This is a genomic window from Mycolicibacterium smegmatis (genome assembly GCF_001457595.1).
In the GTDB taxonomy this organism is placed as follows: Bacteria; Actinomycetota; Actinomycetes; order Mycobacteriales; family Mycobacteriaceae; genus Mycobacterium; species Mycobacterium smegmatis.
Genome location: NZ_LN831039.1, coordinates 2,978,554 through 2,997,851 on the forward strand (window position 1 = coordinate 2,978,554; position 19,298 = coordinate 2,997,851).

General features: G+C 67.6%; 20 protein-coding genes. 16 read left to right on the top strand and 4 right to left on the bottom strand.

The window, feature by feature from the left end; genetic code table 11:
- Window positions 1–234: 234 nt before the first annotated feature.
- From AT701_RS14320 to AT701_RS14355, 8 genes are read left to right on the top strand one after another with little or no spacing between them, the layout of a single operon-like run.
- A complete protein-coding gene (locus AT701_RS14320; RefSeq protein WP_011728625.1) occupies window positions 235–1,047 on the top strand; it encodes an MlaE family ABC transporter permease in 813 nt (270 codons plus the stop codon).
- A gap of 11 nt (window positions 1,048–1,058) precedes the next feature.
- Complete coding sequence (locus AT701_RS14325; RefSeq protein ID WP_011728626.1) at window positions 1,059–1,904, top strand: MlaE family ABC transporter permease; 846 nt, start codon at window positions 1,059–1,061, stop codon at window positions 1,902–1,904.
- A gap of 26 nt (window positions 1,905–1,930) precedes the next feature.
- Entirely contained in the window at window positions 1,931–3,118 is a 1,188-nt protein-coding gene (locus tag AT701_RS14330) for an MCE family protein (protein WP_011728627.1), read from the top strand.
- Complete coding sequence (locus AT701_RS14335; RefSeq protein ID WP_011728628.1) at window positions 3,115–4,146, top strand: MCE family protein; 1,032 nt, start codon at window positions 3,115–3,117, stop codon at window positions 4,144–4,146. Before AT701_RS14330 ends, AT701_RS14335 begins: the two co-directional genes overlap by 4 nt.
- Window positions 4,146–5,222: an MCE family protein gene (locus AT701_RS14340; protein ID WP_011728629.1), complete on the top strand. Its 1,077-nt coding sequence runs from the start codon at window positions 4,146–4,148 to the stop codon at window positions 5,220–5,222. The genes AT701_RS14335 and AT701_RS14340 overlap by 1 nt, the downstream gene beginning before the upstream one ends.
- Before the next feature lie 2 nt (window positions 5,223–5,224).
- A complete protein-coding gene (locus tag AT701_RS14345; RefSeq protein ID WP_058126061.1) occupies window positions 5,225–6,682 on the top strand; it encodes an MCE family protein in 1,458 nt (485 codons plus the stop codon).
- Window positions 6,679–7,869, top strand: coding sequence for an MCE family protein (locus tag AT701_RS14350; protein ID WP_058126062.1), 1,191 nt, complete (start codon window positions 6,679–6,681; stop codon window positions 7,867–7,869). Before AT701_RS14345 ends, AT701_RS14350 begins: the two co-directional genes overlap by 4 nt.
- Entirely contained in the window at window positions 7,869–9,356 is a 1,488-nt protein-coding gene (locus AT701_RS14355) for an MCE family protein (RefSeq protein WP_011728632.1), read from the top strand. Before AT701_RS14350 ends, AT701_RS14355 begins: the two co-directional genes overlap by 1 nt.
- Before the next feature lie 10 nt (window positions 9,357–9,366).
- On the opposite strand, the gene AT701_RS14360 is transcribed toward AT701_RS14355, so the two are convergent.
- Window positions 9,367–9,879: an Rv2253/PknI dimerization domain-containing protein gene (locus AT701_RS14360; RefSeq protein ID WP_011728633.1), complete on the bottom strand. Its 513-nt coding sequence runs from the start codon at window positions 9,877–9,879 to the stop codon at window positions 9,367–9,369.
- Window positions 9,880–10,039: 160 nt separating this feature from the next.
- Here AT701_RS14360 and AT701_RS14365 point away from each other — a divergent pair, with 160 nt between their 5' ends.
- From AT701_RS14365 to AT701_RS14380, 4 genes are all read left to right on the top strand, one after another.
- The gene (locus AT701_RS14365; RefSeq protein WP_036463153.1) at window positions 10,040–10,399 is read left to right on the top strand and encodes a hypothetical protein; all 360 of its coding nucleotides are present in this window, start codon (window positions 10,040–10,042) and stop codon (window positions 10,397–10,399) included.
- Entirely contained in the window at window positions 10,399–10,800 is a 402-nt protein-coding gene (locus AT701_RS14370; RefSeq protein ID WP_228096834.1) for an Rv2576c family protein, read from the top strand. Before AT701_RS14365 ends, AT701_RS14370 begins: the two co-directional genes overlap by 1 nt.
- Before the next feature lie 208 nt (window positions 10,801–11,008).
- Window positions 11,009–11,665 (top strand): Rv1363c family protein, encoded by a 657-nt coding sequence (locus AT701_RS14375; RefSeq protein WP_223495555.1) that lies wholly within the window; start codon window positions 11,009–11,011, stop codon window positions 11,663–11,665.
- Complete coding sequence (locus tag AT701_RS14380) at window positions 11,662–12,261, top strand: hypothetical protein (RefSeq protein WP_058126064.1); 600 nt, start codon at window positions 11,662–11,664, stop codon at window positions 12,259–12,261. The genes AT701_RS14375 and AT701_RS14380 overlap by 4 nt, the downstream gene beginning before the upstream one ends.
- Here AT701_RS14380 and AT701_RS14385 read toward each other — a convergent pair whose 3' ends face one another.
- A complete protein-coding gene (locus AT701_RS14385; RefSeq protein WP_058126065.1) occupies window positions 12,262–12,873 on the bottom strand; it encodes a PaaI family thioesterase in 612 nt (203 codons plus the stop codon). It lies immediately after the preceding gene.
- Entirely contained in the window at window positions 12,870–14,438 is a 1,569-nt protein-coding gene (locus AT701_RS14390; RefSeq protein WP_011728639.1) for an FAD-binding protein, read from the bottom strand. Before AT701_RS14390 ends, AT701_RS14385 begins: the two co-directional genes overlap by 4 nt.
- A 118-nt stretch (window positions 14,439–14,556) precedes the next feature.
- On the opposite strand from AT701_RS14390, the gene AT701_RS14395 reads away from it, so the two are divergent.
- Window positions 14,557–15,252 (top strand): PadR family transcriptional regulator, encoded by a 696-nt coding sequence (locus AT701_RS14395; protein WP_003894230.1) that lies wholly within the window; start codon window positions 14,557–14,559, stop codon window positions 15,250–15,252.
- Window positions 15,253–15,266: 14 nt separating this feature from the next.
- Here the strand turns inward: AT701_RS14395 and AT701_RS14400 are convergent, their stop codons facing one another.
- A complete protein-coding gene (locus AT701_RS14400) occupies window positions 15,267–16,943 on the bottom strand; it encodes a 3-ketosteroid-delta-1-dehydrogenase (protein WP_058126066.1) in 1,677 nt (558 codons plus the stop codon).
- Window positions 16,944–17,078: 135 nt separating this feature from the next.
- On the opposite strand from AT701_RS14400, the gene AT701_RS14405 reads away from it, so the two are divergent.
- Genes AT701_RS14405 through AT701_RS14415 form a run of 3 tightly spaced genes read left to right on the top strand, consistent with a single transcriptional unit; the run spans window position 17,079 to window position 19,289 of the window.
- Window positions 17,079–18,239 (top strand): 3-ketosteroid-9-alpha-monooxygenase, oxygenase component, encoded by a 1,161-nt coding sequence (locus AT701_RS14405; protein ID WP_058127623.1) that lies wholly within the window; start codon window positions 17,079–17,081, stop codon window positions 18,237–18,239.
- The gene (locus AT701_RS14410; RefSeq protein WP_003894233.1) at window positions 18,236–18,514 is read left to right on the top strand and encodes a hypothetical protein; all 279 of its coding nucleotides are present in this window, start codon (window positions 18,236–18,238) and stop codon (window positions 18,512–18,514) included. The genes AT701_RS14405 and AT701_RS14410 overlap by 4 nt, the downstream gene beginning before the upstream one ends.
- The gene (locus tag AT701_RS14415; protein ID WP_058126067.1) at window positions 18,498–19,289 is read left to right on the top strand and encodes an SDR family NAD(P)-dependent oxidoreductase; all 792 of its coding nucleotides are present in this window, start codon (window positions 18,498–18,500) and stop codon (window positions 19,287–19,289) included. The genes AT701_RS14410 and AT701_RS14415 overlap by 17 nt, the downstream gene beginning before the upstream one ends.
- Window positions 19,290–19,298 lie beyond the last annotated feature (9 nt).

Sequence of the window (19,298 nt, forward strand, 5' to 3'; positions counted from 1 at the left end):
TTCGGCCTGCAGATCGGGCACAGTGCGACTCCCAAATTCGTCGACGAGGCCGGCCCCAGATGAACCGGCTCCGACTACGTTGCGGCCCAACCCGGTCCACCGCCGCCGTGCCTCCCAGTGGATGGGACGAGCCGTGTCCGGGCAAACACTGCGGCTGCCATGGTGGGTCCCCACGAGATCGGCGGGCCGCCGTCTCCCACAGAAGTGCTGATTTGATGGAGTTGTCGTCGACACATGGTGAATGAGGCCGCGGATCGTTGGTCCCCCGGACTGCGCGTCCTGCGCGGGGGCACGTCGACAACGCTGGAGGCCATCGGTGGCCTGTTCGCGATGTCGTCGGATGCGGTCCGGTTCGCGTTCCGCCGGCCGTTCCAGGGCCGCGAGTTCCTGGAGCAGTCGTGGTTCGTCGCGCGGGTGTCGCTGGCGCCGACGCTGCTGGTGGCCATCCCGTTCACGGTGCTCGTCAGCTTCACCCTCAACATCCTGTTGCGTGAACTCGGTGCGGCCGACCTGTCCGGTGCCGGGGCCGCGTTCGGCGCGGTGACACAGGTGGGCCCGATGGTGACGGTGCTGATCGTCGCAGGCGCAGGCGCGACCGCCATGTGTGCCGATCTGGGCTCCCGCACCATCCGCGACGAGATCGACGCGATGGAAGTGCTGGGGATCAACCCGATCCAGCGTCTGGTCACGCCGCGGATCCTGGCCTCGGGTCTAGTGGCGCTGCTGCTGAACAGCCTCGTGGTGATCATCGGGATACTGGGCGGCTACACGTTCTCGGTGTTTATCCAGGGCGTCAATCCGGGCGCGTTCGCAGCGGGTATCACCCTGCTGACGGGTGTGCCCGAGGTGATCATCTCGTGCATCAAGGCGATGCTGTTCGGCTTCATCGCCGGCATGGTGGCCTGCTTCCGTGGGCTCACCATCGCCGGTGGCGGCGCCAAGGCCGTGGGCAATGCCGTCAACGAGACTGTGGTGTACGCGTTCATGGCGCTTTTCGTCGTGAACGTGGTGGTGACGGCCATCGGTATCCGGATGACGACCGGATAGCGGGGCCGGTCATGGTGGTACGAACCCTTCACCCACGCCTCACGCGTGAACTCCGTCGCCCGGTCGACGTCGCGGGCCGGCTCGGCGACCACACGTCGTTCTACGGCAGGGCACTGGCGGGCACCCCGCACGCGGCGATGCACTACCGGCGCGAGGTCATCCGTCTGATCGCCGAGATCAGCATGGGCGCAGGCACTTTGGCGATGATCGGCGGCACCGTCGTGATCGTCGGATTCCTCACCCTCGCCGCAGGCGGAACCCTGGCGGTCCAGGGCTACAGTTCGCTCGGGAACATCGGCATCGAAGCCCTCACCGGCTTCCTCGCCGCGTTCATCAACGTGCGGATCTCGGCCCCGGTGGTGGCCGGTATCGGGCTGGCGGCCACGTTCGGCGCCGGCGTCACCGCGCAGCTCGGCGCCATGCGCATCAACGAGGAGATCGACGCGCTCGAGTCGATGGGCATCAGGCCGGTGGAATACCTGGTGAGCACGCGCATCGTCGCCGGCATGGTGGCCATCACGCCGCTGTACGCGGTCGCGGTGATCCTGTCGTTCGCCGCGAGCAACCTCACCACGGTCGTGATGTTCGGCCAGTCCGCGGGCCTGTACAACCATTACTTCTCGACGTTCCTCAACCCGGTCGACCTGCTGTGGTCGTTCCTGCAGGCCATCCTGATGGCGATCGCGATCCTGTTGGTGCACACGTACTTCGGTTTCTTCGCGGCGGGCGGCCCGTCCGGTGTCGGCGTGGCCGTCGGCAACGCGGTGCGCACGTCGCTCATCGTGGTGATCGCGGTGACGCTGCTGGTCTCGCTGGCGGTCTACGGCTCCAACGGCAACTTCAACCTGTCGGGGTAGCAGCGAAGATGGCAGCGAAGACAAGAATGAGAACAGATGTGAGACGTCCGTTGTTGGGCGTCGCGACCGCGGTGGTGATCCTCGCGGTCGTGGCCCTGTCGGTGAGTCTGTTCCGCGGCAGCTTCATCAAGTCTGTGCCCATCACGGTGCTGACGCAGCGTGCCGGACTGGTGATGAACCCCGACGCGAAGGTGAAACTCCATGGGGCGCAGGTCGGCCGGGTGCAGGCAATCGAATCGTTGCCCGACGGGCGTGCGGCACTCCATCTGGCGATGGAACCGGCGTACCTGGATCTGATCCCGGCCAACGTCGGTGTCGACATCGCGGCGCCGACGGTGTTCGGCGCCAAGTCGATCGAACTCGTTCCGCCGCCGAACCCTGATCCGCAACCGTTGCGCGCCGGTCAGGTCCTGTCGGCCGACCATGTCACGGTCGAGATCAACACCATCTTCGAGAAGTTGTCCACCGTGCTGTCCAAGATCGAACCCCACAAGCTGAACCAGACCCTGGGCGCGTTGTCGGTCGCCGTCGACGGGCGCGGGGACCAGATCGGTCAGATGCTCACGGAATTCGACGCTTTCCTGACGAAGATCGACCCGAGCCTGCCCACCCTGGACCACGAGCTCGCGGTGGCACCGCACGTGCTCGATGCCTACGCCGACGTCGCACCCGAGTTGCTCACGACCGTCGATGCGGCCACCACGGTCAGCCGCACCATCGTCGAGGAACGGCACAACGTCGACGGGTTGCTGCTCAGCATGATCGGACTGTCCGACATCGGGATCGACGTCGTCGGTGCCAACCGGCAGGCGATCACCGACGCGGCGCACCTGCTGGCTCCCACGACCGATCTGACCAACGAGTACCACCAGGCGCTCACGTGCGGACTCGGCGGCGCGGTCCAACTCGCCAAGGCGCCGGGCAGTCCGGTGCCCGGCGGGTTGCTGCTGCAGACCGTCGTGCTGGGGCAGGAGCGCTACCGCTACCCGGACAACCTGCCCAAGGTCGCGGCCAAGGGCGGCCCGCAGTGCACCGACCTGCCGAAGGTGCCCTTCCAGAAGCATCCGCCGTTCGTGATCACCGATGTCAACGCCAACCCGGCGCAGTACGGCAACGAGGGCATCCTGCTCAACTCCGACGGTCTCAAGCAGATGCTCTACGGCCCGATCGCCGGGCCGCCCCGCAACTCCGCCCAGATCGGACAGCCGGGATGACGGGCATCGGTGGAACCGCGCTCAAGTTCGGCGTCTTCGGCGTCGTCATGACCCTGATGACGGGCGTGCTGTTCGTGATCTTCGGCGAGTACCGGTCGGGGTCGGCCAACACCTATTCCGCGGTGTTCGACGACGTCTCCAGTCTCAAGCCCGGCGATTCGGTACGGGTGGCAGGGCTGCGCGTCGGAACCGTGAACAGTGTTGCGCTGCAACCCGACAACACCGTCGTCGTGAAGTTCGACGCCGACGACGACGTGCGCCTCACCGAGGGCACCACCGTGAAGGTCCGGTACCTCAACCTCGTGGGCGACCACTATCTCGAGCTCGTCGACGAGCCCGGGTCGGCGCGGATCCAGCCTCCGGGTTCGCAGATCGGCTCGGACAGAACCGAGTCCGCGCTCGATCTCGATCTGCTGCTCGGCGGATTGAAGCCGGTCATCCAGGGTCTCAATCCCCAGGACATCAACGCCCTGACCAGTTCGCTCATCCAGATCCTGCAGGGCCAGAGCGGTGACGTGGAAGCGCTTTTCGCGCGCACCTCCGCGTTCACCAACACCCTTGCTGACAACGGCCAGACCGTCGAGCAGCTCATCGTCAACCTCAACGACGTCCTCACCACGGTCGCCCGCGACGGTGAGAAGTTCTCCGGCGCGGTCGATCACCTGGAAACCCTGGTCACCGGACTGGCCGCGGACCGCGATCCGATCGCGGAGGCGATCACCGCACTGGACAACGGAACCGCGTCGCTCGCGAGTCTGCTGACCGAAGCCCGGCCGCCGCTGTCGGGAACCGTCGACCAGATGGAGCGCCTGGCGCCGCTGCTGTCCAATGACGACGACCTCGCACGCCTGGATCTGGCCCTGCAGAAGACCCCGGCCAACTACCGCAAACTGGTGCGGCTCGGCTCCTACGGCAGCTGGCTCAACCTCTACATCTGCGGTGTGTCGGTGCGCGTGACCGACCTTCAGGGCCGGACCGCCCACTTCCCGTGGGTCATCCAGAACACCGGAAGATGCGCGGAGCCCTGATGCACAAATATCGTGGAACACGGCTCATCCGGACCGGGCTGCTCGGCCTGGTCCTGGTGGTGCTCATCATCGTCGTCGGCCTGCAGCCGCAGCAGCTCATCCAGATGGCCACCTCGGTCCGCTATCACGCCGAGTTCGCCGAGGCCGGTGGGCTCACGGCAGGCAACGAGGTCAAGGTGTCCGGTGTGACCGTGGGCACCGTGTCCGATGTCGAGCTCGTGAACGGCCGCGCGCGAGTCACTTTCGCGCTCGACGGCAAGACACGGCTGGGACAGGACACGACGGCGCACATCCGCACCGGCACCCTGCTGGGGCAGCGAGTTCTCACCGTGGAACCGAAGGGCAGCGGGCGGATCGGCCCATCGGGTGTGATCCCGGTGAGCCGGACGGGTTCGCCGTACTCGTTGACCGACGCGGTCGGTGACTTCACCACCAACACGGCCGAGACCGACACCGCGGCCATCAACCAGTCACTCGACGTCCTCTCGGAGACCATCGAGCGGATCGCACCTCAGCTCGCCCCGACCTTCGACGGCATCACGCGCCTGTCGCAGTCGCTCAACAATCGCAACGAGTCCCTCGCCGATCTGCTCAAGAGCGCATCGGAGATCACCGGGATCCTCTCCGAGCGCAGTGAGCAGGTCAATCGGCTGATCCTCAACGCCAACGACCTGCTCGCGGTGGTCCGCGACCGCCGGTACGTGATCGTCAACCTGCTGGCCAACACCTCGGCCGTGGCACGACAACTCTCCGCACTGGTCTCCGACAACGAAGCGGAACTCGCACCCGCGCTGGAGAAGCTCAACAAGGTCCTCGCGATGCTCGAACGCAACCGCGACAACCTCACGGCCTCACTCAAGGGACTCGCCAAATACCAGCTCACGCAGGGCGAGGCGGTCAACAACGGGTTCTACTACTACGGTTTCGCCTCCAATCTGCTGCCCGGGCCCGCCATCCAGCCGTTCCTCGACTACGCACTCGGGTTCCGGCGCGGGGTCAACGCGGGACAGCCGCCCGACAACGCCGGGCCACGCGCCGAGTTCCCCTTCCCCAACAACGGCATTCCCGGAGGATGACGATGCGCGCCTCATGGCGGATCACTCCGCGGCTCACGCGAATCCTGCTCGTCGCACTGGTGGCGCTGACTGCCGCCGGCGGCGGGGTCGTGTTGTACCAGAAGAATTTCGGCCCCAAGACGATCGTCGCCCATTTCACGTCGGCGACCGCGATCTACCCGGGTGACGAGGTCCGTGTCGCCGGCGTCAAGGTCGGCAACATCAAGACCATCGATGCCGCGGGCACGACCGCGAAGATGACACTTGAGGTGCAGCGGGATGTGCCGATCCCGGCGGATGCCAAGGCGATCATCGTCGCGCAGAACCTGGTGTCGGCGCGATACGTCCAGTTGACGCCGCCGTACGGGGTCGACGGCGCGGACGGCCCCGTCATGGCCGACGGCGCCGAGATCGGTGTCGACCGCACCGCCGTGCCCGTGGAGTGGGACGAGGTCAAGGAGCAGTTGACCCGCCTGGCAACCGATCTCGGACCTGCCAACGGTGTGTCGGAGACGTCGCTGGGCCGATTCATCGACAGCACCGCCAACGCCATGGCAGGCAACGGAGACAAACTGCGCACCACCATCGCGCAGATGTCGGAGGTGGGCCGCATCCTGGGAGAGGGCAGCGGGAACATCGTCGAGACCCTGCAGAACCTGCAGACCTTCGTCACGGCGTTGCGCGACAGCAACGCCCAGATCGTGCAGTTCCAGGGCAGCCTGGCCGATGTCACCAGCGTCATCGACGGCAGCCGGTCAGATCTGGACGCCGCGGTCAAAGACCTGTCCGAAGCGGTCGGCCTGGTCCAGGGTTTCATCTCCGGCACCCGGGATCAGACCGCCGAACAGATCCAACGGCTCGCCGAGGTGACGCAGGTGTTGTCCGACAACAGCACCGTGGTCAAGAACGTGCTGCACGCCGCGCCCAACGCGTTGGTGAACGGCTACAACATCTACAACCCCGACACCGGGGGGCCGCGAGGGTCGTTCGCCATGAACAACTTCGCCAATCCGGTGGCGGTGATCTGCTCTGCCATCGGTGCCGTCGAGAACGCCACCTCCGAAGAATCGGCCAAGGCCTGCGCACAGTACCTGGGACCGGCGCTGCGGTTGATGAACTTCAACTACCTGCCCATGCCGTTCAACGCCTATCTCGGACCGGCGCCCAAGAACGTGATCTACTCCGAGCCGGGCCTGGCTCCCGGCGGAGGCGGAACACCCTCGGCCCCTGCCGAACTGCCGCCTGCCGTATCGGCCTACACCGGCGCCGGCGACGTGCCGCCTCCTGCGGGATGGGCCGACCCACCGCAGCCCCCCGGTGCGTACACCCCGAACGGGCTTCCGGCCGAACGCCATCCCGCGTTGTACCCCGGCGCGCCGGTCCCGCCCGCCACCTCGCCGCCGCCGGCGTCGACTCTGGAGGACCTGCTGTTACCTGCCGAGATGGCCGCTGCGCCACCCGCACCGGAAGGAACCCCGTGAAGCCACGTAAGCCCGCACGCGGTTGGCTCGCCGTGGCCTGCTGTGCGGTCCTCACGGTATCGGGCTGCAGGTTCGACGGCGTCAACTCGCTACCGCTGCCTGGCACCGTGGGCACCGGGTCCGACGCGGCGACCTTCCACGTGCAGATCGCGAATGTCGGTACGTTGGAGCCCAATTCGCCCGTGATGATCGACGACGTCGTGGTCGGTGCGGTCCGCAGGATGACCCTGGACGGCTGGCACGCCGATGTCGAGGTGTCCGTGCAACCCGACGTCGTGGTACCCGCCAACGCCGTCGCGACCGTCGGACAGACGAGTCTGCTGGGGTCGATGCACCTGGCGCTGGATCCGCCCGTGGACTCAGCACCGGAGGGCAGGTTGGCGCCGGGCGCGACGATACCGCTGAGCCGATCGACGACCTACCCCTCGACCGAGCAGACCCTGTCGTCGTTGTCGCTGGTCGTCAACGGTGGGGGACTGATGCAGATCGCGGATATCGTGCACAACTTCAGCGCGGCGCTCGACGGGCGCGCGGTCGAGATCCGAGACCTGCTGACGCGCATGAACAACGTCGTCGGCATCCTCGACAATCAACGCGACAACATCGTCGCGACCATCGCGGCGATGAACCGTGTGGCAGGCACTTTCGCCGCGCAACGCAGCACCCTCACCGAGGCGCTCGACCGGATCCCACCCGCGCTCGAAGTTCTTGCCTCACAACGACCACAGATCACGACGGCCATGAACAAGCTGGGGGCGTTCAGCGACATCGCCCATCGGCTGATCAACGACTCACAGGCCGATCTGGTCCGCAATTTGAAGAACCTCGAACCGACCGTGAAGGCGCTGGCCGACGTGGGCACGGACCTGGTCACGGCACTGTCGTACCTTCCGACCTATCCCTACACCCAGGACTTCATCGACCGCGGCATCCGCGGCGACTTCATGAACCAGTTCATCGTCTTCGACTTCACCATCCCGCGTCTGAAGAGCGGCATCCTGCTCGGCACCCGGTGGGGACAGCCGGGAGCCTCACTGGTGCCTGCACCCGGTGACCCGTGGTACTCGTCGTACACGCTGGATCCGCTCAAGGCCCCGGTCACCCCCAAGCCCACCGAGTTGGCTCCGTTCCCGCCGACGGTCGACGGAGCCGGGGATGCGGCACCGGCCGCAGAGGGAGGCAACTGATGATCACCCGGTTCATCCGCACCCAGCTGATCATCTTCACCATCACCTCGGTGGTCGCGTCGGCGATGATGGTGTTCAGCTATCTGCAGGCGCCCGTGCTGTTCGGAATCGGCCGCATCACCGTGACATTGGAGTTGCCGTCCACCGGTGGGCTGTACCGGTTCTCCAACGTCACCTACCGCGGCATCGAGGTGGGCAAGGTGACCGACGTCCGGCCCACGCGCTCCGGGGCGCTGGCCACGCTGTCGCTGCAGACCTCGCCCAGGATCCCGGCCGACCTGCAGGCGGACGTCCGCAGCGTGTCCGCGGTCGGTGAGCAGTATGTCGACCTGCGGCCCCGGACGGACGACGCGCCGTATCTTCAGGACGGGTCGGTCATCACGGCCGCGAACACCTCGGTCCCGCAAAAGGTGGGCCCGATGCTCGACCAGATGAGCGCCCTGGTCGACAGCATTCCCTCGGGTCAACTCGGCGGCCTGCTCGACGAATCGTTCAGGGCCCTCAACGGATCCGGGCACGAACTCGGCGCGCTGTTCGATTCCTCGGCGCGGTTGGCATCCGACCTCGACGCGACCGCCGACACCACACGCACCCTGATCGACGACAGCAGGCCACTGCTCGACGGTCAGGCCGCGAGCGTCGATGCGATCCGCACGTGGGCACGCAGCCTCGCCGGCATCACCCGGCAGGTGGCCGACGACGATGCGCAGATCCGCACCATCGTGCAGACCGGTTCGGGTGCGGCCGACGAGGCGTCGAGGCTGCTGGACCAGGTCAAGCCCACGCTGCCGGTGCTGCTGGCCAACCTGGTCACGGTCGGACAGATCGGCGTGACCTACAACCCGTCGATCGAACAACTCCTGGTGCTGCTGCCGCCGTACCTGGCCGCCACCCAGTCCTACGGTTCGTCGCTCAACAACCCGACCGGCATGGCGCTGTCGGAGTTCAGCCTGACCCTCGGCGATCCTCCGGCGTGCACGGTCGGGTTCCTGCCGCCCTCGGAGTGGCGGTCACCGGCCGATCTGACCGACGTCGACACCCCGGACGGGCTGTACTGCAAACTCCCGCAGGACTCACCGATCGGTGTGCGCGGCGCGAGGAACTTCCCGTGCATGGGACAACCGGGCAAGCGGGCTCCCACCGTCGAGATCTGCGAGAGCGACCGGCCTTTCGAACCGCTCGCGATGCGTCAGCATGTGACCGGTCCGTACCCGATCGACCCCAACCTGATCGCCCAGGGCGTGCCGCCGGATGACCGGGTCACGCTGGACGAACACATCTACGGGCCGGTCGAGGGAACACCTGTCGACGGCGACGCGCTGCCGGTGGCGCCGAGTGCCCACACCGCAGGTGACGGTCCCTCGGTCGCGATCGCGACCTACGACCCCGAGACGGGGCGGTACGCGACGCCGGACGGCCAGGTGCACCACCAGGCGGATCTGGCGACGCCGGGCGCGCAGAACTGGGAAGACCTGCTCCCCAGGTGATCCCGGTGGATCAGGTCTTGACCAGTTTGAACGGCATCGTGATGTAGACGGGCTTGTTCACGCCGCAGGCACCGCTCTCACCGGTGGTGATGTCCTCACCCACCAGGGTCGTCGACTTCGGGTCGTTCATCGCGCCGTTGGGCGTCATCGGCTTGAACCGGAACACCTGAAGCCCGGGTGCGGCGGTGCCGTCCGGGCACGGAACCCAGTCGGGGATGGTGTGTTTGACGTACCAGATCCCGCTCTTCTGGTAGATCGGTGCGGTCCAGCCCCATTCGCTGTGCACCGTGCCGGTGCATTCACCGGGGTAGCTGCACTGCGTGCTGATGGTCCAGGTGCTGCGCAGGCTGGCCTGCTCGTAGAACACGTCGTTCTTGCGCGCCCACTCACCGTTGGAGGTCGCGACATACGTGCCGTTGAGGCCCCAGTCGTTCTCCGCCGCGGCCGGTGCGCTCGTCGCCACGCCGAAGCAGGTCGCGGCGGCGGTGGCCATCACGATCGATACCCGGGATACACGCATCATCGCCTACTCCTCGTACGCGCTGGCCAGTCCAGATCGGACCGAACGCTAACAACGGGTGGCGGTGCCGGGCGGGGGAGCGCCCACTGAGCGGACGCGCGGATGGTATCGCCGATGTCGCCGTGTCACAGTGCTGCCCGTGCGATCGACTGTGGTGGCGGCGATGACCGTGCTGTCCGTCGTCTCGGCAGCAATGACGGCGGTGTCGGGTCAACCGGCGTACGCCGAGAGCTGTGACGAACCGTCCTGCGTTCCCGGCATCACACCGAACGTGGTGCTGGGCGCGCCGTGCGCGGACACCGCCCGCCACGTCTTCGGCACGACCTCCTGGGGCCGGCTGGTCTTCTGCGGTTCACCGCGCCGGTACGAGCCGCGCTATTTCCGGTCGCCACAGATGGCCGGCGTCAAGGAGCCGGGGACGAGCTGTGCGGGCTACGAGCACTGGGTGGCACAGGCCCCCGACGGATTGTTCCTGAGCTGCCAGTCGCATGACGGGGCTCCGTTGTGGGAGAGGGGCAACTGATGCGCGTGGTGCTCGCGACCGGTTCGGTCGCCGCCGCGATATGCCTGCCGGTCCCGGCGCACGCTGATCCGGCGCCGCTTCACCAGGTCACGTACACGGTGACGGCCCAGACGCCGACCCGGGCCGACATCTACTACCGCGAGACCGATCCGCCGAACTGGGCCGACTACAGCCACAATCCGTACGTCTTCAGCCCGAAGGCCGAGGTCGAGGTGGGACCAGGCGCGCCGTGGGTGCTGACCGTGCAGCTCGCCGATCCGGACCGGTGGGCGATGGTGTCGGCCACCAGCGGCAGAGGCCCCGCGACCCCGGCGTTCCACTGTGAGCTGGCGGTGGACGGAGTGGTGGTGGCGACCGGGGACGGGCCCAAGGGCGCGCTGTGCGCGGTCCGGCACTGGTAGTGCCGCGCGGCTGATATCCCGAGCGTGGGGCCCGTGCACAGAATCTGCCCGAAACGCGTGCACAGGGCCCACGGTCGACGGATGTGCTCGGTGCCCACTGGGTGGGAGCCGCCGCATCGACGAGTGCTCGCCGGGGCTTACCGTGCCGCATCGGCCCGTGGGCTGATGCACTACGGAGGGAACGTTCTTGCTGAGCACGACTGAACGAGTGGGTACCGACGCGGACCTGCTCGCGGAGAAAGCCGAAGCCGAAGCGGCCGAGGCCGAATCGGCGGCCGCGGCGGCACGCGAACGCGCGTCACGGCTGCGGCAGCAGGCGGGTGTCACGGCAGCCGACCCGGCACCCGGCCGTCCGCGCCGTTTACGGGTGGGCCTGTCCCGGCCCCGGTGGACCACGGTGGCCGCGGCCGTCGCACTGCTGTGCACGGCCGCTCTGCTCACCGTCGGCGGATACCTCACCTGGGATCATCGGAAGACCGTTGACGACGAGCGCATGCGTGCCGAGTACACCGCGGCGGCGCGCCAGGTGGCCGTGAGCCTGATGTCGATCGACCACAACAACGCCGACGGCGATGTGCAACGCATCATCGACAATTCCACCGGGGAGTTCCGCGACGAGTTCGCCCAGGCCTCCGAGGATTTCGTCAAGCTGGCCAAGGACGCCAAGGTCACCACCGAGGCCACGGCCACCGCCGCGGCCGTCGAATCCATGACCGATGATGCGGCCGTGGTGCTGGTGACGGTCTCGTCGACGGTCACCGACGCCGAGGGCGCCAAGGATGCGCCGCGGAACTGGCGCCTGAGCGTGGACCTGCGGCGCGACGGGGACCAGATCAAGATGGCGAAGGTGGAGTTCGTGCCATGACGGTCGACGAGATGACAACTGCGAGCGACGTCGAGGTCGCTGTCGTGGCGGCTACTGAAGCCGGTGCTGAAGCCGGTACGGACAGTCGGCTCAGGCGCGGCGCGCGCGCCTTCGGCGCGCACTGGCGGGCGATCGTCGTGGTGGGCCTGCTGGTGTCGTCGGCGGCACTGGTGACGGCGCTGTACCTCACGCAGTACCGCATCGACCGGCAGACCGATACGGCGGCCGTCGACGAGGTCGTCGCCGCCGCATCGAGCGGCACGGTCGCGCTGTTGTCCTACGCCCCGGACACACTGGAAGCGGATCTGGCCGGCGCACGGTCGAAGATGACCGGCGACTTCTTGACCTACTACGGGAAGTTCACCTCCGATGTGGTGGCGCCGGCGGTGCAGCAGAAGGGGATCACGGCCACCGCACAGATCGTGCGGGCGGGCATGATGGAGATCCGTCCCGATTCCGCGAAGGTCCTGGTGTTCCTCAACCAGGAGACCTCCAGCAAGGAACGGCCCGACCCGTCGCTCACGGCCAGCAGCGTGGTGGTGAGCTTGACCAAAGTCGATGGGAACTGGCTGATCTCGGCGTTCGACCCGGTGTGATCAGCGGGCCGACCTGGGGCGGATGAAAACGCCTTCGGCCTGTGCGGTGACCTCGCCATCGGGTCCGAGAAGATGGCCCACGGCAAAGGTTTTCGAGCCCTCTTCCCGGTCGATCCACGCCTCGGCCCGCAGCGCACCCAGCCAGGTGGGTCGCACATAGCGGATCGTGAGCGTGCCGGTGAACGCCGTCTGGTGACGGTGATGCGCGGTGGCACCGAGCACGTGGTCGAGCACCAACGCACATACCCCACCGTGCACCTGACCGGGCGGTCCCTCGTACGGCGCGCCGAGCACCAGATCGGCTGTCGCGCGGCCGTCGGAATCCCGGTGTACATCCAGCGGCGGGGCGATGGCGTTGCGCACCCCGATGGCCACGTTGCCCCACGGCATGGGCCGACCCGCGGCGTCGCTGCGTATGCCGAACGAACCGGGTGCCACACGGGAGCCGAGCAGGGCCGCGGCTTCGTCGACGAGTCGATGCGCTCGGCGCACGGCGTCGTCGTCGGCCTCACTGCGGATCGTCAGGTCGACCAGCCGCCGAACGCTCTGTGTCAACGGTTCGTACAGCGCGCGAGCGTGTTCGGGGTCGGCAACCGAAATGGGATCGCTCACGCCGTGGTGCCTTCGGCCGCCATGTCGAGCGCCGCGAAGTGACTGAACAGCATCGACGCCCCGATCGGATTGCCGCCGCCGGGGTAGGTCGTACCGCTCACGGCAGCCATGGTGTTGCCCGCGGCGTACAGGCCCGGAATCGGCTCGCCGTCACGTCCGCGGACACGGGCGCGGGTGTCAGTGCGCAGACCGCCTTTCGTCCCGAGATCGGACAGTCCGAACGCGGCCGCATGGTAGGGCGGTGTGTCGATCGGAACCAGCGGCGAGGCCCCGCCGGTGAACACCCGGTCGTATGCCTCGTCGCCGCGGCCGAAGTCGTCGTCGTGGCCTGCGGTGGCCATCTCGTTGAAGCGCTGGATGGTGGCTTCGAGAGCGTCGGCGGGAACGCCGATCTCCTCTGCGAGGCCCGAGATCGTCTCTGCTGAACGCCACAGTCCCGCCGCGCGGTACTCGGCCGGATCGACCATCGAGACGTTGGTGGCGCCGACCGGCGGCACATCACCGGCCCGGCTGTCGTACACCATCCAGTACGGCAGCGTCAGGCGCCCGGATTCGAGTCGCTCGATCACCGCGCGGCCCAACCGGTCGTACGGTGCGGACTCGTTGACGAACCGCTTGCCGTCCTGGTCGACGAAGATGCCCCCGGTGAACCACAGCGCGAACGCGGAACGGCCGTCCGGGTGTGTCAGGCCCGGCGACCACCACGCCTGATCCATCAGGTCGACATCCGCACCCACCGCCATCGCCGCGCGGTGGGCCGCACCTGTGCTGCCCGGGCCGCCCATGGTGTCCGTCGCGCTGCCCGGCACCCCGTATCTGCCACGCATGTCGGCGTTCTGCTCGAACCCGCCCGACGCCAGCAGCACCCCGCGCCGGGCGCACACCCGTAGACGCTCACCGCCGCGTTCCACGATGGCGCCCACCACTCGGCCACTTTCGGTGATCAGTTCGGTCAGCGGGGCCTCACACCAGCAGTCGGCGTTCGGCAGCTTGTCCAGGGCGGCCAGGAACCGTCCGACCAGTGCGCGGCCGCCGATCAGCGTGTCGGGTGCGGGCGCGCCGAGGCGTTCGGTGTCGAGCGGACCGCGCACCAGACCCTGGTATGAGCCCAAAGCGCTGTCGGGCAGTGGTTTCGGGACGATGTGGCGGTACCCGTCGTTGCGGGCGCCCGGTACCGAACCGTAGTAGTCCGGCCAGGGCAGCACGGCGAACTCGAAGCCGTGGTCCTGCTCGAGGTAGGCGATGAAGCCGGCCCCGCCGGTGACGTAGGCGTCCTGCAGTTCTTGGGGAGTCCGGTCGCCGACGACGGCGTGGAAGTACTTCAACGCCTCGTCGAGGGTGTCGTCGGTTCCGGCCCGTTCGAGCACCGGGTTGCAGGGAAACCACATGCCGCCACCACCGGAGAACGCCGTGGTGCCGCCGAACTTGTCGGTGGCCTCCACCAGCAGCACCGAAAGACCCTCCCGGGCAGCGGTATACGCACCGGCCACACCGCCACCGGAACCAGCCACCAACACATCGACCTCGACGTCGAACCGGCCGGACTCAGACCTTTGGTCGGGCATGCTCCTCCTTCTTCGCAGAAGGTCAATGTTGCCTCCGGCGGGCGGCGGCGCAACGGGTTCTCCCGATGAGCGGTAGTGCCACCACCCGTGGGGGTCGGGTGGTTGTTAGCCTTGGCGAGTGACAGATGCCGCCGACACGCCGCTCGGTGAGCTGAACGTGTCGCCCACCGGATGGGCGTTGCTGGGCATGCTCTCCGGCGGTGACGAACTGTCCGGTTACGACATCAAGAAGTGGATCAACTGGGCCATCCAGTTCTTCTACTCCAGCCCCGCGTACAGCCAGATCTATTCCGAACTGAAGCGACTGGAGCGGCTGGGCCTGGTGAGCTCGCGGGTCGACGCGGGCGCCCGCAGCCGGCGCATGTACAGGATCACCGACGCCGGACTGTCCGCCGTCACGCGGTGGGCCAACGAGGAGGCCGTCGAGCCGCCCACGCTCAAACACAACCCGGTGTTGCGGGTCATGCTGGGCCACTTGCTGAAACCGGGCCGACTGCGTGAGGTGCTCGCCGAGCACGCCGACTACGCCGACCGCATGCATCAGGCCGCCGCCACCGAGGCCCGCTGGACCGAGGACCAACCCGCCTGGTCGTACGCGGGACTGGCGCTGAGGTGGTCGGAGCGTTACTACGCCGCCGAACGCGAACTCGCGCTGCAGATGATCAAGGATCTCGACGCCGTCGAGGCACAGCTTGCCGACACGGGCGCGCAGAACATCGAGTTCCCGGTGCGCGAGTACTGGTACGAGGTCGAGCGGCGCATCGCGGCGGAGGAGACCGACGAGACACCGCCCGGCGCAGATCGGCCCGACTGAGTTCCCCGGAGGGATCAGTCGAGCCGGCCTGCGGCGTGCCGGGCCGCGATGTAGCCGAACACCAGACCCTGCCCGATGGTGGCGCCCGCGCCCGGGTAGCTGGCGCCGAAGGTGTTGGCGGCGGTGTTGCCGATGGCGTAGAGACCCTCGATCACCGAGCCGTCCTCACGCAACGCCCGGCCGCGGGCATCGGCCCGCACGCCACCGCACGTGCCGAGGTCGCTCAGCACCACCTTCACCGCGTAGAGCGGGCCGTCGTCCAGCGGGCGCAGATTGGGGTTCGGTGTCACGGTGGGGTCGCCGTAGTAGCGATCGTAGGCGCTGTCGCCGCGGCCGAAGTCGGAGTCGACGCCGGTGCGTGCGAGCGCGTTGAAGCGGCTCAGTGTGGCGGTCAGGACCGACACGTCGACGCCGATCGACCGCGCGAGTCCGCCGAGATCGTCACTGCGGTGCGCGATGCCGGCGTCATACCAGGTCTGCGGGATCGGCATCCGCGGAAACAGTTCGGCGGCAAGCAGATAGCTGTTGCGGTACCGCTGGTCGAAGATCATCCACATCACGTCGACCGGGTTGCCCACGCGCTCACGGTCCAGCACGCGCTGCCCGAACGACATGTAGTCGGTGGCTTCGTTGATGAACCGGTTGCCGGTCTGATCGACCAGCAGGCAGCCGGGCAGTGACCGCTCGGCGAGCATCACGGTGGGCTCACCACCGGGTAGGGGAGCGAACGCGGGGAACCACCACGCCTGGTCCATGAGTCCGGTGTCGGCGCCGAGGTCCTGGGCGATGCGGATACCGTCGCCGGTGTTGCCCTCGGATCCGAGGCTGAGGTCCTCGTTCATCGATTCGGACTGGAACTTGCGCCGCCAGTCCATCTGGTGGTCGAAGCCTCCGGTGGCCAGCACCACGCCCCGGCGTGCGGTGATGGCGACGTCGATGCCGTTGCGGTTCACCACCGCACCGGTCACCCGATCGCCGTCGACCAGCAGGCGGACCAGCGGACTCTGGGTCCACACCGGGATGCCGGCGCGCAGTACACCGGCGTACAGTCCTGCGGCGAGCGCCTGACCGCCTGCGGCGTACCGGCGGCGCAGGGCCAGTCCACCGATGCCCTGGAACGCGCGCAGCATGATGCGCGGGACGGCCTTTCGCGGCACGCGCGCCATCAGGTTCAACCAGCGATAATCGGCGCCGGTCACCGGCATCGGGAACGAGGATTTCATCACCCCCGGCCGCAGCCGTGACAGTTCCCGCCCGAGGACGGCGGTGTCGAACGGGCGGCATTCACACGTGCGGCCGACGGCACTGCCACCGGGACGCTCCGGGTGATAATCCGAATACCCCTTGGCCCACTGGAATTTCATCGGCGTGGTGCGCCGCAGCATCTCGACTGTCGCGCTGCCGTGATCCAGGAACGCCCCGGCCCGGTCGGCCGGTGCGGCATCGGCGACGAGGGTCTCCAGATAGGTGCGCCCGGCATCGAGGGTGTCGTCGGAACCCTCTTCGGACAGGATCGGATTGGCAGGCATCCAGAACGCGCCGCCTGAGCGTGCGGTCGACCCGCCGACCAGGGCGGTCTTCTCCACGATCATCGCCGACAACCCGAGTTCGTGCGCGGCCAGTGCCGCGGCCATTCCGGTGCCGGAGCCGACAACCAGCATATCGACGGTGAGGTTCTGGGGATCAGTCACTGCGCGATTCTCAGGCGTCGACCGTGAGGCGTGCGCCGGGCCCGCCCGGTCAGTGGAACAGCAGACCCACTCTGGCCCCGCGCCGGTGTTACATCGGAAGGTCTTTGCAAGCGACACATGACGAGGATGGCCGGTATGACATCGTTGCAGCCCGACGGCGGCACCGGCGAGGTTCGCCAGATCGAGGCGCAGGCAGCGCCGACACGATTCGCGCGAGGCTGGCACTGCCTGGGGTTGATCCGTGAGCTCGGGGACGGTAAACCGCACGCGATCAACGCCTTTGGTGGAAAGCTCGTGGTCTTCCGCGGTGCCGACGGAAAGATCAACGTGCTGGACTCATATTGCAGGCACATGGGCGGCGATCTGTCCGACGGCGAGGTGAAAGGCAACGAGATCGCCTGCCCGTTCCACGACTGGCGCTGGGGTGGCGACGGACGCTGCAAGCAGATCCCCTACAGCCGCCGCGTGCCCAAGCTGGCCCGCACCGCCACCTGGCCCACCCTGGAGCAGGACGGCATGCTGTTCGTGTGGAACGACCCGGAGAAGAACCCGCCGCCGCCTGAGGTGACGATCCCGCGCATCGAGGGCGTGGGCACCGACCGGTGGACCGACTGGCACTGGTACACGACGGTGGTGCACACCAACTGCCGCGAGATCATCGACAACGTCGTCGACATGGCCCACTTCTTCTACATCCACGGTGGCCTGCCGACGGGCTTCAAGAACGTCTTCGAGGGGCACATCGCCACGCAGTACTACAAGAGCGAGGCGCGCCCGGATCTCGGATCCGGTGAGGGCGCGAAGATCCTCGGGACCACGTCGGTCGCCTCCTATTACGGGCCGTCCTTCATGATCGACGACCTGACCTACCACTACGAGCACGGTGACCAGCGCACCGTGCTGCTCAACTGCCACTATCCGATCGACGCCAATTCCTTTGTGCTGCAGTACGGCATCACCGTCGAGATGTCCGATGCGGTGCCGCACGACGTCGCGACCCAGATGGCCGTGGCGCTCGGCGATTTCGTCAAGATGGGCTTCGAGCAGGACGTCGCGATCTGGAAGCGCAAGGCGCGCATCGACAATCCGCTGCTGTGCGAAGAGGACGGCCCCGTCTACCAGCTGCGGCGGTGGTACGAGCAGTTCTATGTCGACGTCGCCGACGTGACGCCGGACATGGTGGACCGCTTCGAGTTCGAGATCGACACCACGCGTCCGCGGGAGGCCTGGCTCAAGGAGGTCCAGGACAACCTGGCCGCGGGCCGGCTGCCCAGACTGGTGGGCGTCAACAAGTGACGGTGCGGCCCGACAACCGGCTCGCCGACGCGCCCATGCGGCCGGTCGGGTGTGGGACCTGCGGTGCGCGCGTGCTGGTGCGCAAGGCCAGCTGGGAGCAGACCAGCGTGCAGTGGAGCGCGGCCGCACGGCAGAGGTGCGTGGACCCGCATCGCCATGCCGGACAGACACTGTCGCTGTGCCCGCAGCTGCGTACCGCGATCGAGAACGCGGTCCTGGAGGGCGCAGTGCCGGTGCTCGCCGAATCGGAGGATGCGAATGCGCATCGCGGATAGGGTTTTCGTCGTCACCGGTGCAGGCAACGGCATGGGGCGTGAGGTGGCGTTGGGCCTGGCCCGGCGGGGCGCACACGTCGCCGCCGTCGACCTCGACGAAGCGGGCCTCGCCGGCACGGCCGAGCGCGCCCGCGGCACCGGGGCGAGGATGTCGACCCACGTTCTGAACGTCACCGACCGAGACGCGGTGGCCGGGCTGCCCGACGCGGTGCTCGACGTCCACGGCCAGATCGACGGTCTGGTGAACATCGCCGGAATCGCCCAGAGGTTCGCGCTGTTCACCGACCTGGAGGCCGACCAGATCGACCGGGTGACGACCGTGAACTTTTTGGGCACGGTGCAGATGTGCCGAGCCTTCCTGCCGGTCCTTCGGCAACGACCCGAGGCCAACATCACCAACATGTCCAGCCTGTCGGCGCTCGTGCCGTTCGCCAGCCAGGTGCTCTACAGCGCGAGCAAGGCCGCCGTCCAGCAGTTCAGCGAGGGACTCGACGCCGAACTCGCCGACACCAACGTCCGTGTGGTGACAGTGTTTCCGGACCAGGTCTCCACCAACCTGGCACAGAACTCCGGAGTGAAGATGCTCGACGCCGGCGGGCGGCGGGCCCCGGTCACCACACCCGAGGCCGCCGGGCGCAAGATCGTCACCGGCATCGCCAAGGACCGGTACCGGGTGATCATCGGTACCGACGCCCACGTGCTGTACACACTGTCGCGGTTGGCGCCGCGGCGCACGGCCCGGATGGTGGCCAAACAGATCAAATCCGTTCTCTGATCAGGAGTA

Coding starts and splice junctions, on each gene's coding strand:
- AT701_RS14320 (WP_011728625.1), top strand. CDS start 235: ATGGTGAATGAGGCCGCGGATCGTTGGTCCCCCGGACTGCGCGTCCTG.
- AT701_RS14325 (WP_011728626.1), top strand. CDS start 1,059: ATGGTGGTACGAACCCTTCACCCACGCCTCACGCGTGAACTCCGTCGC.
- AT701_RS14330 (WP_011728627.1), top strand. CDS start 1,931: ATGAGAACAGATGTGAGACGTCCGTTGTTGGGCGTCGCGACCGCGGTG.
- AT701_RS14335 (WP_011728628.1), top strand. CDS start 3,115: ATGACGGGCATCGGTGGAACCGCGCTCAAGTTCGGCGTCTTCGGCGTC.
- AT701_RS14340 (WP_011728629.1), top strand. CDS start 4,146: ATGCACAAATATCGTGGAACACGGCTCATCCGGACCGGGCTGCTCGGC.
- AT701_RS14345 (WP_058126061.1), top strand. CDS start 5,225: ATGCGCGCCTCATGGCGGATCACTCCGCGGCTCACGCGAATCCTGCTC.
- AT701_RS14355 (WP_011728632.1), top strand. CDS start 7,869: ATGATCACCCGGTTCATCCGCACCCAGCTGATCATCTTCACCATCACC.
- AT701_RS14360 (WP_011728633.1), bottom strand. CDS start 9,879: ATGATGCGTGTATCCCGGGTATCGATCGTGATGGCCACCGCCGCCGCG.
- AT701_RS14365 (WP_036463153.1), top strand. CDS start 10,040: ATGACCGTGCTGTCCGTCGTCTCGGCAGCAATGACGGCGGTGTCGGGT.
- AT701_RS14370 (WP_228096834.1), top strand. CDS start 10,399: ATGCGCGTGGTGCTCGCGACCGGTTCGGTCGCCGCCGCGATATGCCTG.
- AT701_RS14380 (WP_058126064.1), top strand. CDS start 11,662: ATGACGGTCGACGAGATGACAACTGCGAGCGACGTCGAGGTCGCTGTC.
- AT701_RS14390 (WP_011728639.1), bottom strand. CDS start 14,438: ATGCCCGACCAAAGGTCTGAGTCCGGCCGGTTCGACGTCGAGGTCGAT.
- AT701_RS14405 (WP_058127623.1), top strand. CDS start 17,079: ATGACATCGTTGCAGCCCGACGGCGGCACCGGCGAGGTTCGCCAGATC.
- AT701_RS14415 (WP_058126067.1), top strand. CDS start 18,498: ATGCGCATCGCGGATAGGGTTTTCGTCGTCACCGGTGCAGGCAACGGC.